The organism is Fodinicurvata fenggangensis DSM 21160 (genome assembly GCF_000686045.1).
In the GTDB taxonomy this organism is placed as follows: Bacteria; Pseudomonadota; Alphaproteobacteria; order Kiloniellales; family DSM-21159; genus Fodinicurvata; species Fodinicurvata fenggangensis.
On sequence record NZ_JMLV01000001.1, the window covers coordinates 528,116 to 540,791 of the forward strand.

12 protein-coding genes are annotated in these 12,676 nt (G+C 58.7%); 3 read left to right on the forward strand and 9 right to left on the reverse strand.

The window, feature by feature from the left end; translation table 11 throughout:
• Positions 1-8: 8 nt before the first annotated feature.
• The 4 genes from BP38_RS0102515 to BP38_RS0102530 all read right to left on the reverse strand — a co-directional run bounded on the left by BP38_RS0102515 (position 9) and on the right by BP38_RS0102530 (position 4,875).
• Positions 9-554: a (2Fe-2S)-binding protein gene (locus tag BP38_RS0102515; RefSeq protein ID WP_026986433.1), complete on the reverse strand. Its 546-nt coding sequence runs from the start codon at positions 552-554 to the stop codon at positions 9-11.
• Positions 551-3,376, reverse strand: coding sequence for a xanthine dehydrogenase family protein molybdopterin-binding subunit (locus BP38_RS0102520; RefSeq protein WP_026986434.1), 2,826 nt, complete (start codon positions 3,374-3,376; stop codon positions 551-553). Before BP38_RS0102520 ends, BP38_RS0102515 begins: the two co-directional genes overlap by 4 nt.
• Before the next feature lie 119 nt (positions 3,377-3,495).
• Positions 3,496-4,371, reverse strand: a complete 876-nt coding sequence (motA, locus tag BP38_RS0102525; protein ID WP_026986435.1) for a flagellar motor stator protein MotA — start codon at positions 4,369-4,371, stop codon at positions 3,496-3,498.
• Between the two features lie 120 nt (positions 4,372-4,491).
• The gene (locus BP38_RS0102530; RefSeq protein ID WP_026986436.1) at positions 4,492-4,875 is read right to left on the reverse strand and encodes an acyl-CoA thioesterase; all 384 of its coding nucleotides are present in this window, start codon (positions 4,873-4,875) and stop codon (positions 4,492-4,494) included.
• Between the two features lie 86 nt (positions 4,876-4,961).
• On the opposite strand from BP38_RS0102530, the gene parE reads away from it, so the two are divergent.
• Together parE and BP38_RS18635 are read left to right on the forward strand one after the other, a co-directional pair.
• Positions 4,962-6,965 (forward strand): DNA topoisomerase IV subunit B, encoded by a 2,004-nt coding sequence (gene parE, locus BP38_RS0102535; RefSeq protein ID WP_026986437.1) that lies wholly within the window; start codon positions 4,962-4,964, stop codon positions 6,963-6,965.
• Between the two features lie 93 nt (positions 6,966-7,058).
• Positions 7,059-7,604 (forward strand): RT0821/Lpp0805 family surface protein, encoded by a 546-nt coding sequence (locus BP38_RS18635; RefSeq protein ID WP_155992155.1) that lies wholly within the window; start codon positions 7,059-7,061, stop codon positions 7,602-7,604.
• 5 nt (positions 7,605-7,609) lie between these two features.
• On the opposite strand, the gene tenA is transcribed toward BP38_RS18635, so the two are convergent.
• The 4 genes from tenA to cysE all read right to left on the reverse strand — a co-directional run bounded on the left by tenA (position 7,610) and on the right by cysE (position 10,704).
• Positions 7,610-8,296, reverse strand: coding sequence for a thiaminase II (gene tenA / locus BP38_RS0102545; protein ID WP_026986438.1), 687 nt, complete (start codon positions 8,294-8,296; stop codon positions 7,610-7,612).
• A 5-nt stretch (positions 8,297-8,301) separates the two neighbouring features.
• Positions 8,302-8,634, reverse strand: a complete 333-nt coding sequence (locus BP38_RS0102550) for a ferredoxin family 2Fe-2S iron-sulfur cluster binding protein (protein WP_026986439.1) — start codon at positions 8,632-8,634, stop codon at positions 8,302-8,304.
• Positions 8,635-8,787: 153 nt separating this feature from the next.
• Positions 8,788-9,915, reverse strand: coding sequence for a cysteine desulfurase family protein (locus tag BP38_RS0102555; RefSeq protein WP_026986440.1), 1,128 nt, complete (start codon positions 9,913-9,915; stop codon positions 8,788-8,790).
• A gap of 18 nt (positions 9,916-9,933) precedes the next feature.
• Entirely contained in the window at positions 9,934-10,704 is a 771-nt protein-coding gene (gene cysE / locus BP38_RS0102560; protein ID WP_026986441.1) for a serine O-acetyltransferase, read from the reverse strand.
• A gap of 195 nt (positions 10,705-10,899) precedes the next feature.
• Here cysE and BP38_RS0102565 point away from each other — a divergent pair, with 195 nt between their 5' ends.
• A complete protein-coding gene (locus tag BP38_RS0102565) occupies positions 10,900-11,568 on the forward strand; it encodes an alpha/beta hydrolase (RefSeq protein WP_026986442.1) in 669 nt (222 codons plus the stop codon).
• Between the two features lie 21 nt (positions 11,569-11,589).
• Here BP38_RS0102565 and BP38_RS0102570 read toward each other — a convergent pair whose 3' ends face one another.
• On the reverse strand, positions 11,590-12,666 hold the full coding sequence (locus BP38_RS0102570) for an anhydro-N-acetylmuramic acid kinase (RefSeq protein WP_026986443.1): 1,077 nt from the start codon (positions 12,664-12,666) through the stop codon (positions 11,590-11,592).
• Positions 12,667-12,676 lie beyond the last annotated feature (10 nt).

A 12,676-nucleotide genomic window follows, 5' to 3' on the forward strand; every position in this document is an offset into this window, starting at 1 on the left:
TTCCCTTGTCAGCTCGTCACCAGGCCGGGCGTCTTGAGCGCAACGTCGCGAACCGCTTCGAGATAGCGGATATAGCCGGTGCAGCGGCATATGTGCTTGTCGAGCGCTTCGGTGATGACCTCCTCGAGATCTTCCCGTGAAACCGGCTCGCGCTGCAGCCGATCAAGCAGCACCGTGGCTCCGATAACAAAGCCGGGTGTGCAATAGCCGCACTGAAAGGAGAAATGTTCGATGAAGGCCTGCTGGACAGGCGAAAGGTCAGTGACGGCTCCGTCGGTGTCGCGCTCCGCAATGCCTTCGATGGTACGGACCCTGCGGCCTTCGAACCAGTGCGCACCCACGATGCAGGTACGCATTTCCGCCAGCGTGCCATCCTCTTCCTCGACGACGACGGTGCAAGCGTGACAAATGCCCTGGCCACAGCCCATCCGCGCACCGGTGAGGTTGAGATACTCGTGCAGGAAGTCCTGCATCATCAGGCCCTCGGGCACGGCGACCGGCCCGACCTGACGGTCGTTCACGGTTAGCGACATAGGCTTCGTGGCGCGGGTCATGACAGCGCTTCCCGTATTTTCTCGGGTGTTATGGGCAGCTCGTAAAAGCGTTTCCCGGTGGCATGCGCAATGGCGTTGGCGATCGCCGGGACAATTGCGATCATCACGACCTCGGCAATGCCCTTGGGGGGATCGCTGTCCGACAAAGGCTCAAGCACCTCCGCGGTTTGGCTCCAGGCGGCAACATCCTTGGCACGCGGCAACTGGTAGCGATTCCAGTTCCAGGTGCCATTGCCCGGCCCATCCTCATAGAGTGGCAGATATTCCATGAGGGCGTGGCCGATGCCCATGGCAAGCCCGCCCTGAAGCTGGCCGGAAACGAGGGCCGGCACTATCTGGCGCCCGCATTCCATGATCGAATGATGGTTGAGCAGCGTCACCTCGCCACTGGCGGTGTCCACCGACACCTCCGCCAATGTGGCAACCGGCGCATAATAGGTGACTCCGGCATTGTTGCGCTGGATTGGCGGATAGGAAACGTTGGCCCGCTCGACGAAGTGCCAGCCCCCCGCCGTCATTTGCTGCTTCAAGTCTTCGGATGCCTGGCGGCCGTACTTGACCGCCAGCGCGTCGATAGGACGGCGCATGGGACCATGGCCGGGAATGTCGAACTCGGCCTCAGCCCATTGCCAGCGGTTGAAGGTATGCACCGTTACGCCAGTAACGAGACCCATTCGGTGCGCCTCAGCGGCTACCTGCTCGAAGGTGAGCGAGGGCATGCCTCCCGCATTGACCATGCCACCGGCAAGGCGAAGTTCTTCCGGATGGACCGCGAAAGGCGCAAGAACTCCGCCGCCAATGCCGCGCGACCAGAGGGAGCGGGCCGCCGGCCAAAACGCGAAGTCACGCAGGGCGCGGGCCGCTTCGCGCACGGCATGCCCCATGTAGTAGACACTGTTGGTCGCGCTCATGGGTGAGGTAAAGCGCGGCGTCCAGCGCGGGTTTCGTTTGCGCCTGTCCTCCTCCTCCTGGCTCATCGTGTAGGGCTCGTCCGTGGTCTCAAGCGGCATCTGCGGCCATTCGGTCACGGCAAACTCCGTCTCGTCAGGAACACGGCCAAGAATCTCGCCCGCCATGACAGCCTGAGAGGTGGTGACGCCCGGCCCCATCTCATGGGCAACATGGCGCATGTACAACCGGCCCTCCGGATCGAATTCCAAGGACACCACTGCCGCTTCGGCACCGGTGCCATAATCCTTGTGGGTGTGGGCGTAACCAACGCCATAGCGGCGGCCGGGATGTTCTGCCTCAAAGGTGCGTTTTCTATCGTGGCGGTTCACCCAAAGGGGATGCGCGGCCGCGCGGTCGAGAATTTCTTCGTTGCGCATTGCCCCGCCAGGAATCGCCCCTTGCGTGTTCTTCATGCCCGATTTGAAGACATTGACGCGCCTCAGTTCAATCGCATCCATGTCGAGAAGTTCCGCCACCTCGTCGATCATCATCTCGGTGGCAGACATGGTCTGCAGAGTGCCATAGCCGCGTGTCGATCCGGCCTCCACCGCACGCGACGCAAACGCCTTGGCGGAAAAGTCGCTCTTGGGCAGGTAATAGATGGACTGCGCCGCCGTCGCGCCGACGAAGGAAACCGAAAAAGAGAAGTTGGCACGGCCGCCGCCGTCGGTTCTCGAATGGCCTGTCATGGCCCGGATCTTGCCAGTCTTGCGATCGACAAGCATTCGGTTCTCCATCCAGAAAGGATGGCGCTTCAACCCCGTCTGGAACTGTTCGAACCTGTCATTGGCGAGCCGCACCGGCCGCCCTTCGCCGTAAAGACCGGCAACGACGCAGAAAAACGGAAAGATGTTGTGGTCCTTGGTGCCGTATCCGACAGTGTAACCTGTCTTCAAGTCAATGGAGTTCAAGGCGAAGCGGGACTCCGCGACCAGCTTGGCCGACACCTCAGCGACATGGTAGGGCGACTGCGTTGCCATCATCAGATGCAGTACGCCATTCTTCTCGTCATACCAGACATTGCCATTATCGGCTTCCATGGCCGAGGCATCGATCGACTGCGAGAAATAGTTGCGCTCAAGAAGTAAGGTGCCCTCGCCCGCCTTCTCCATCTCGTTTTCGATCTCGGCCGCAGCCGCCATGCCGCGGGCAACCGCATCCTTGTCCCCGGCTGCCGGCCATTCCACTTCGTCCCCCTGGAAGGAGCCATAAATGACGGCATCCTTGAGTGGTGAATAACGGTCCTCCTCCTCGGGCCTCTCACCCGCAATCCGCACATAGCGCGAGGCCCCATAGTTCGGAGGCGGGTTATAGGCCGTCTTCTCGCCGTAAACGACCGCACCTTCTTCAAAATGCAAGCGGCGCTTCGCTTCGTCGTAGAGTGCAAAATCATGGTAGATCAAAAGAGCAACCGGCTGGCCGAGCAGGCGTGGCGTCTCCCCCTTCGGCACCAGGAAAACATCGCCGAAGAAATCGGGATTCGGAACGGCGATGCCGTCAGCGACCAGATCCTCGTGCAGCACCAGACGGTCCGGCTGTAGATCCTCGTCAAGGACGGAGAGGTCCACCCCCTCGAAGCGGCGATCCGCCTTTGTTGCATGGATCATGAAGGCGTGAGACTGCTCCGCTGGCCAGTCTACAAGATTCTGGGCGCGATAGTCGCGCGAGAAGGTCTTCGCGCCCGTCACCTTCGCAAGGGCATCGAGACGGTAACGTGGTTGCCCGGTGGAATCCAACCAGTCCGCGCCTGGCCGTGGCGGCGTTTCGAGAAGCCGAGCAGCGGCCGACAGAGGCAGGCTGGAAACCGTGATCGAGACTCCGGCGACTGCGCTTCCTTTGAGGAACCCTCTTCGACTTACCTTTGCGGCCATCTTCAATACTCAGCGAGCCCCCCGTACAGTATCTAAGACTTTCATGTATCAACGGCCGATTCAATTCAAACCCGCCCAATCAAATCCCGGGACGAAACAGCCAAGCCTTTCTTATATCCTCATGCCGCCGCCTCGTTGGGAATGGCATTGATGGCTTCTTCCAGGTCATAGAAGGAAGGCTGGATGCGGCTTGGCACGTTTCCGCGACCGATTTCCACGGAAACCTGCGCGGCATGGCCATGCAGGTGAGCCGTAATCGTATCCCTTATCACGGCATAGAACTGGGCTTCCTCGTCAATGATCTGCTTCAGGCGCGAGGCCATCGGACCAACGAAACCGTAGGCCAAGAAAACACCGAGGAAGGTTCCCACCAGTGCCGAACCGATCATTCCGCCCAACACGTCCACGGGCTTGTCGATGGAGGCCATCGTCTTGATCACCCCCAGCACGGCCGCCACGATACCCAGTGCCGGCAAACCATCCGCCATGGTCTGAAGCGCTTCGGCCGGCTTGAGTGCCTCCTGATGATGCTTGTCCAGCTGGCGCTCCATGAAATCCTCGACCTGGTGCGGATCGTCCAGGTTCATGGTGACCATGCGCAAGGTGTCGCAGATCAGGGCCACAACATGATGATCCCCGACGATTTTGGGGAATTGCTGGAAGATCTTGCTCTCTTCCGGATTCTCGATGTGTGGCTCCAGACCGACAACGCCCTTGGTCTTCATGACCTTGGTCAAGGCATAGAGCAGGCAAAGCAGATCACGATAGTCATCCTGCTTCCAGCGCGGCCCCTTGAACACCCGCGATACTCCGCCAAGCGTCTGCTTGACGATGCTGCCGGCATTGGCAATCAGCAATGCGCCGACGGCGGCACCGCCAATAATCATCAACTCGAGCGGCAGGGCCTTGAGGACAATCTCCATATTGCCCCCCGCCAGAAGATAGCCACCAAATACCATAAACACGACCATGACGAGGCCACCAGCCGACAGCATACCTAATCTCCCGTAATCCAGGCTGTCTTTCGGGATACCAATCGGAAAAGCATCCCGGTTTCAGGGACTATGCGCGGCTAAGCTTAATTTTCCGCTAATGCAGGCTCGGGGGTCGTGATTTCAGCGCCTGTCTGGTATTGGCCGGGAATTACCGTTCTCGTCGATTGCAACATAAACGAAATTGCCTTCCGTAACGCGCACGTCCTCATCGGTGCGCTGCCGCTTGGCCCAAGTTTCTATGTAAACTGTCAAGGAAGTGCGTCCGACCTTGATGATCTCCGCATAACATGTCACGAGATCACCAACGTGAATCGGGCGATGAAACCGCATGGCATCCACAGCCACGGTTGCGATTCGGCAGTCGGCACGCACAGAGGCTGGCACGGACCCTGCCAGATCCATTTGCGAGAGGACCCAACCGCCGAATATGTCTCCATTCACATTGGCATCCCCCGGCATGGCAAGTGTACGCAGTGCAGGGTCGGATTTTGGCGGCTGTTCCATGCAAACCTCTCAACATATCGTGGCTTATGACGCACCTCACTACCGCATATTCTTGAACACAGGCCAACCCCACTTATAATGCGACCATGGTAGATCTTTTCCAGACAACCGACAGCAACGACAATTCCTACTCGGCCAAGGACATTGAGGTCCTTGAGGGGTTGGAGCCGGTACGTCGCCGCCCCGGGATGTATATCGGTGGTACGGATGACCGCGCCCTGCATCACCTGGTGGCTGAACTGCTCGACAATGCAATGGACGAGGCCGTTGCCGGCCACGCCTCACGCATCGAGATCGAACTCAGCGCAGAAGACAGAGTGACGATCCGGGATAATGGCCGGGGCATTCCCGTGGATGCACATCCGAAGTTCACGGAACTCTCGGCGCTTGAGGTCATCATGACCACTTTGCATTCAGGGGCAAAATTCACGGACAAGGCCTACCAGACCTCGGGAGGACTTCATGGCGTAGGTCTGTCTGTCGTCAACGCATTGGCCGCCTCTCTGACCGTCGAGGTGGCTCGTGATCGCCAGCTTTGGCGACAAAGCTACGCAGAAGGCAAGCCACTGGGCAAACTGGACTCCTTGGGCAGCGTTCAGAACAGACGCGGGACGAGCATTACCTTCGTGCCGGACAGCAAGATCTTCGGGCAGGATCTACATTTCTCCCCAGCCCGGCTGTACCGCCTGGCACGCTCAAAGGCCTACCTGCATAGAGGCGTTGAAATTCGCTGGTCGTGTGACCCTGCTCTCCTGGGTGAGCATGACAAGACACCTCCGCAGGAGAGCCTCCACTTTCCCGGTGGCCTGCGCGACTTCCTCGCCTCGATCCTGGACGAGCGCCAGACCATCGTGGACCAGCCGTTCAGCGGTGAAAGCACCTTCTCGAATTCCGCCGGCAAGGTGGAATGGGCAATTACCTGGCCCGTCGGCTTCGACGAAGGCTTTGTCTCTTCCTATTGCAACACCGTCCCGACACCGGATGGCGGCAGCCATGAACAGGGCTTCCGCACGGCCTTGACCAAGGCCATTAAAGCCTACGGCGACCTGGTCGGGAACAAGAAAGCCTCGAACATAACCGCCGAAGATCTGCTGGGAGGCGCCAGCCTGCTGCTATCGGTCTTTATCAAGAATCCTCAGTTCCAGGGACAGACCAAGGAACGCCTGTCTTCCCCCGAAGCCGCGAAGCTGGTGGAGGCGACGGTCAAGGATCACTTCGATCACTGGCTGTCCGGCAACCCTGAGCGGGCCGGAAAGCTTCTGGAACACCTGATCGAACGAGCCGAGGAACGCCAGCGGCGAAGACAGGAGCGCGAACAGTCGCGCAAGACAGCAACAAACCGCCGAAGCCGCCTTCCTGGCAAGCTGTCCGACTGTGCCCGTACCAAGGCCGAAGGCACGGAAATCTTCCTGGTTGAAGGCGATTCGGCGGGCGGCTCCGCAAAGCAAGCCCGCAACCGTGACACCCAGGCGGTCCTGCCCCTGCGCGGCAAGATCCTCAATGTTGCAAGTGCCACCGCGGAAAAGCTGCGCGGCAATCAGGAAATCTCGGATATCATACAAGCACTGGGGTGTGGCACACGTGGACAGTTCGATCAGGAGAAGCTGCGATACGAGCGGGTGATCATCATGACGGATGCTGATGTGGACGGCGCTCACATCGCGTCACTGCTGATCACCTTCTTCTTTCGTGAAATGCGTGGCTTGATCGATGCCGGATGCCTCTACATCGCGCAACCTCCGCTCTATCGCCTGACCCAGGGAGACAAGAGCATCTATGCCCATGATGATGAAGACCGCGAGCGCTTGACGCGAGAGGTTTTCAAGAACAAGGGCAAGGTCGAAGTCAGCCGCTTCAAGGGGCTGGGCGAAATGCCCCCCGCACAGCTGCGTGAAACCACCATGGCACCGGGCAAACGCAGCCTGTTGCGAGTCGTGGTCCACCCTCGCGATGAGTACGAAGGCCCGGAGAATGATGTCCGTGAAGCTGAAGAACGCGTGGAACATCTTATGGGCAAGAAGGCTGAGTTGCGTTTCGCCTTCATCCAGGAGCACGCCCGCTTCCTGGATTCCGAATCGCTCGACGTCTGAACGCGTCACCACTCTGCCCCTAAATTGCCGCCGGACATCATTTGCCCTGTCAGCTAGAAGTGTCTTCTGGCCCTAGTGACAAGGTAAAGTAGCGTGAAAATAAAACCCCAATCCGGTCTGCTGGCGATCCTCCTTGTTGTGTCGAGCAATACGACGATTGCAGCATCCCCGCCAGTCTGGGATCCGGCCCATGGATCCAGCGACCGACCAGTAAAGGCCTACTCACCCTATCTCTCGCTGGATCCCGGGTTGTGCCATCGTACTATCCTGGGCAGCGCACTGGGTGGCGCTGCCGGCGCGGCACTCGCCTCACGGCCAGATCGCAAAAATAATCGCACGCTTGCCGTACTGGGTGGAACGGCCAGCGGCATCCTGGTGGGGGGCGTCATCGGCCAGTGGATGGACAGTCTGGACCAGAACTGTACGGCCCAGGCCCTGGAGCAAGCACCCGACAACAAGCCAATTTCATGGCAGGGAGCACAGCCCGTGGATTACACCGTCACCCCAACGGAGAGCCTGCAAAAGAACGACCGTCCCTGCCGTCGTTACAAGGCAACGGCGATCCTGGCCGGACAGGAGAGAGAGACTTGGGCGACAGCCTGCCGCAACCCTGATGGCAGTTGGCAACTCGCCGACTGAAGCAATCAGGAATGCGGGGGATTCAACCCCATTTCCCAGAAACCGGTTTCCAACTTGACGGCCGTTCGGAAGTTGTCGCTGAGTGACGGCCAACGCGCGGAATGCGCTATATCTTCCTGGGACAATCCACGACGCCTCGCAACACGATCGAGTTGTCCAGCAGCCTTTTGCGCTCCCTCCTGAAACTCGTCTCCACCATAAAGCTCGATCCATTCGCGGTAGGGATTCCCTTCAAGGCGCGTTTTATCGTCCATAAGCAGACGCTTCCCAATCTCTGCATAACCCAGCGCACAGGGCGCCAGGGCCACCAACAAGTCCAGCAAATCGCCCTGATGTCCCTTGTCCAGCACATAGCGCGTATAGAGCCTGTTGGCCGGGTCTTCCTCGGTTGCCTGAAGGTCCTGCTCGGAAATTCCCCAACGGGCACAGAAATCCACATGCAAGCCAATTTCGTGGTTGAGAAGAAGGTCGACCATGAAGGCAGATTCTCGTAGATCATCCACCTTTTCAGATTTCACCACGGCAAGAGCATGGGCCCGGCTGTAGTGCAGCAGGAATATGTAGTCCTGCATCAGAAAATGACGGAAGGCAGACTCAGGCAATGATCCTTGCGCCAACTGCTCGACGAAGGGATGTTTGACAAAGACGTCCCATTCACGGTGACAGCTTTGCTTGAGGGTTTCGAACAGCATCCAGACTACTCGAGCAGCATGTTGCGCGTGTCACCGGGCAGGCGGACAGTCAAGCCATCCAACTCTTCCGTCATGACAATCTGGCAGCCAAGACGGGACGTGCGCTGAAGATCGAAAGCCAGATCCAGCATGTCCTCTTCGTCCTCGCTAGGTTCCGACAATCGTTTGAACCACTTGTCGTCGATAATGACGTGACAGGTGGAGCAGGCCAGTGAACCTTCACAGGCTCCCTCGATATCAACATCGTTGCGATGCGCAATTTCAAGAAGTGAAAGTCCCACGGGCGCTTCAACTTCCTTTTGATTGCCGTCGCGCTCGATGAAGACAACTTTCGGCATAAATCATGAACTCCTTCATTCAAAAACCGGCTGCGTCAAATGCCGGTGGCCTTAGCCAGGTGCCAGGGGGCCAGGTGCCAAGGGGCCAGGTTCCGGGTCTGTGCCCTAGCCCATAGCAGAAACAGGATACGGGGGTCACGCGCATTGCTCAGGCTAGGCGGCACGCTGCTGTCGTCGATAGATATCGATCCAGGCCTGGCTGAAACGTTCCAGATCCGATGGAGAACTTGCCCACCCGCTAGAGATGCGCAGAGCATTTGCAGCTAAGGTTTTGTCCGCTCCCATGGCCGTCAGCACGTGGGAAGGCTCGACCTTTCCTGAAGAGCAGGCCGAACCGGAAGAGACAGCAAGTCCCTCAAGGTCAAGGGCCATAAGCTGCAGTTCTGCCGAAACACCCGGCATGGCAACGCAGCTGGTATTCGGCAGACGCTCGCTTTCAGTCCCGAAAACAACAGCCTCCGGCGCAGCATTCCGCAATCTTTCTTCCATCTTACGGTGGGCATTCTCCAGGCTTTGGAACTGGGACAGTTCCGCCACTGCCGCCTCTACAGCGGCCGCAAAGGCGGCAATGCCGGCTACATTTTCGGTTCCGGCACGGCGACGCCCCTCTTGCCCGCCTCCGCGCAGGTATGCTTCCAGATGCAAGCCCTTGCGCAAGACCAGCGCGCCAACCCCTTGAGGACCGCCCAGCTTGTGGGCGGACAGGCTGATCATGTCCGCTCCAAGTTGACTGAATGACAGCGGAAGCTTTCCAAGTGCCTGGACGGCATCACAATGAAGCAGACCTCCCTTGGCGTGGACGACATCTGCTATTTCCGAGATGGGTTGCAAGATTCCCGTCTCGTTATTGGCAAGCATGATTGAAACGCGGGCTCCCTCCGGAACGTCTTCCAGGGTCTCGCGCAGAGTCGCCGGCGACAGATGCCCACTCGAATCCACCGGAACTGTCCGCGTCGTCTCGGGAATGGCCTGCAGCACTGAGGGGTGCTCCACGGAAGAGACGATGAGATTATCTGCCTTCTGTCCGTTGATGATGCTGCCGAGTGCAGTCGCGTTGGCTTCCGTACCGCAACTGACGAAAATCACCTGAGCAGGATCAGCCTCGATACAGCGCGCAATACAGCGGCGCGATTCTTCGACCAGTTTGCGCGCGGCACGCCCGAATGCATGGACGGATGAGGCGTTACCAGTCTGCTCAGCAGCACTGCAGAAGGCCTCGAGTGCCTCCGGTCTCATCGGTGCTGTCGCATTGTAATCCAGGTAAAGGGGGGCGATTGACATGAAATAAGGATTCCGGTCTCAGCACTTGCCGCTCAGGTTCTCGCCTTTCTTCTCGGCCTCTGTGCCCTGGTCCGTATCGCCTGCTTGCGTAACGCTGTCCTGGGCAGCCCCTTCCCCACCATTCTCCAGTTCGCCTACACGGGCCCGCAGGTTCTGGACTTCGTCCAGGAGCCCGTCCAGGGCGCGCGCAATGGGGTCGGGGATTTCACCCGTTGGTGTGCCATACGCCATGAAGTCCTCACTGCCTGCCATGGCAGAGGGCTGGATCGATTTGGCTGGTATTCCGACAACGGTCGTCCTGGCCGGTACAGCCTTGGTTACGACGGCATTTGCGCCGACACGGGCATCCTGTCCTACTGTTATCGGTCCCAGGATCTGTGCACCAGAACCGACAATGACACCATTCTCAAGACTAGGATGGCGCTTCTGGTTGCGCTGGCTATCGCTGTCCACGCTTGGTGCCACACCACCCAGTGTGACCCCATGATAGAGCGTGACATCATCCCCGATCTCGGCTGTCTCGCCTATAACCACGCCCATCCCGTGATCGATGAAGAAACGGCAGCCAATCCGTGCACCCGGATGGATTTCTATGCCCGTAAGGAAACGTCCCAGCTGCGAAATCCAGCGTGCAAAAAGCTTGATGTTCCGCATCCAGAACCAGCGCGACAGCCTGTAAAACAGGAGGGCCTGGAAACCGGGATAGCACAGGATGACTTCCAAAGCCGACCGCGCTGCCGGATCGCGAGCCATTGTTGCATCAATTTCGGCGCGTAAAGTCTTGAACATTGCTCGTTCCGTCGGCTATTTTCCGGCCCGGCCGCAAGTACGGTCGACACACCCGCTCGTGTACGGCATATAAGCTTCCTGATTAAATTGGTCAACTTTTGCCGGAGCCACAGCGGGTACTGACGATCCGATATCTTGAAAAAGTGCGCTTTGGGCGCATTTTATGTGGCATATACTGCAAGGTGACCCGAACGCATGCCTGACGTTATCATCAATGGTCCGGCCGGTCGGCTGGAAGGCCGCTATCAGCACGCCAGTGCGGACAACGCACCGATTGCCCTGATCCTGCACCCCCATCCGCAGCATGGGGGGACCATGAACAACAAGATTGTTTATACCCTCTTCCATGCCTTTGCGCGGCAAGGCTTTTCGGTTTTGCGCTTCAATTTCCGAGGTGTCGGTCGCAGTCAGGGAACTTATGACCGCGGTGAGGGCGAATTGTCGGACGCCGCATCGGCGCTCGATTGGCTGCAGATGTACAACACCAATGCCTCGACCTGCTGGGTAGCCGGTTTTTCCTTCGGTGCCTGGATCGGCATGCAACTCCTGATGCGCCGTCCGGAAATCTCGTCCTTCATTTCGGTGGCGCCTCCCGCCAACCTCTACGATTTCAGCTTCCTGGCCCCCTGCCCGTCTTCCGGACTTGTCGTTCAGGGCACGACCGACGAGATCGTCCCCGAAGCCTCGGTCAAGAAGCTGGTCGACAAGCTTGCACACCAACGGGACATATCCATCGAACATAACGTTGTGGAAGGCGCCAACCACTTCTTCCAGGGACATCTGGAAAAGCTTGATAGCATTACCGAGGACTACATTGCCCGCATCCAGAATGGCCAGGTAACTCCTGAAAAGCTGGAATCCTAAGGGCATTTGATAGTTTAGATTTTACACTCCGGCAGCAAAGAGACGTCCGCCACGCATGGCGTGCGGAACACCTGTTGTGAGGGGCAGTGATATCGGCAACCCCTGCAGGCTGCGCGAAGCCAGATAGGCAAAGCACTCAGCCTCCAGGGCATCTCCGTTCCAGCCGACAGATTCGACGGGCTCGACCGACCCGGTCAGTTCCCCCGCCAATGCCTTCATGATGGCTGGGTTGTGCCGCCCTCCCCCGCAAACCAACCAGCGCGTGGCTTCAAGGGGGAAGAAGGCCTGCCCGCGCCCGACGGCGGCCGCCGTAAAGGCTGTCAGGGTTGCGGCCCCATCCTCCAGTGACAGCTCCTCCAGATTCGAGAAGGAGAAACTGTTTCTATCAAGGGACTTGGGTGGCTTTTCTTCAAAATATGAATGAGTCAAAAGCTCAGCGAGAACGCACGGGTCCATCCTCCCTCTTTCAGCAAACTCTCCACCCAGGTCACAAGCACGACCTGTCGCGCGATAGACCCAATCGTCAATCAAGGCATTTCCCGGGCCGGTATCGAAGGCAAGAATGGCTTCGCGGTCGGGACCAACCCACGTGACGTTGCCAACGCCACCAAGATTCAGGATGGCCAGGGGCTTTGTCAGGTCTACCGATTTCACGGCATGATACAGGGGAGCAAGTGGAGCTCCCTGCCCTCCGGCACGGACGTCTGCAGAGCGGAAGTCGGTGACCACGTCGATACCGACTATCCGGCTGAGCAAGGCACCATCGCCCATCTGCCACGTGTATCGCTTCGACGGATCATGCCTGATTGTCTGGCCATGGAAGCCTATGGCCCTCACAGCTTTGCGAGGCAGGCCGCTTCGCTCGAGCAATCGCTCCACGGCTTCAGCGTGCTGCAACGTCAAATCACGCTCGACTTCTGTCGCCGATGGGTCATCGGGTTCTTTCAAAAGCTGGCGCATGCGATCGCGAAACGCATCACTGTAAGCCAGACTCTCAAAGCAAAGCGAGCGAACCCGGCTGCGTCCATCCGTTTCTATTGCTGCGACATCGACACCGTCCAGTGACGTGCCACTCATGAGCCCGATCAGTATTTCCATGGAAACATCC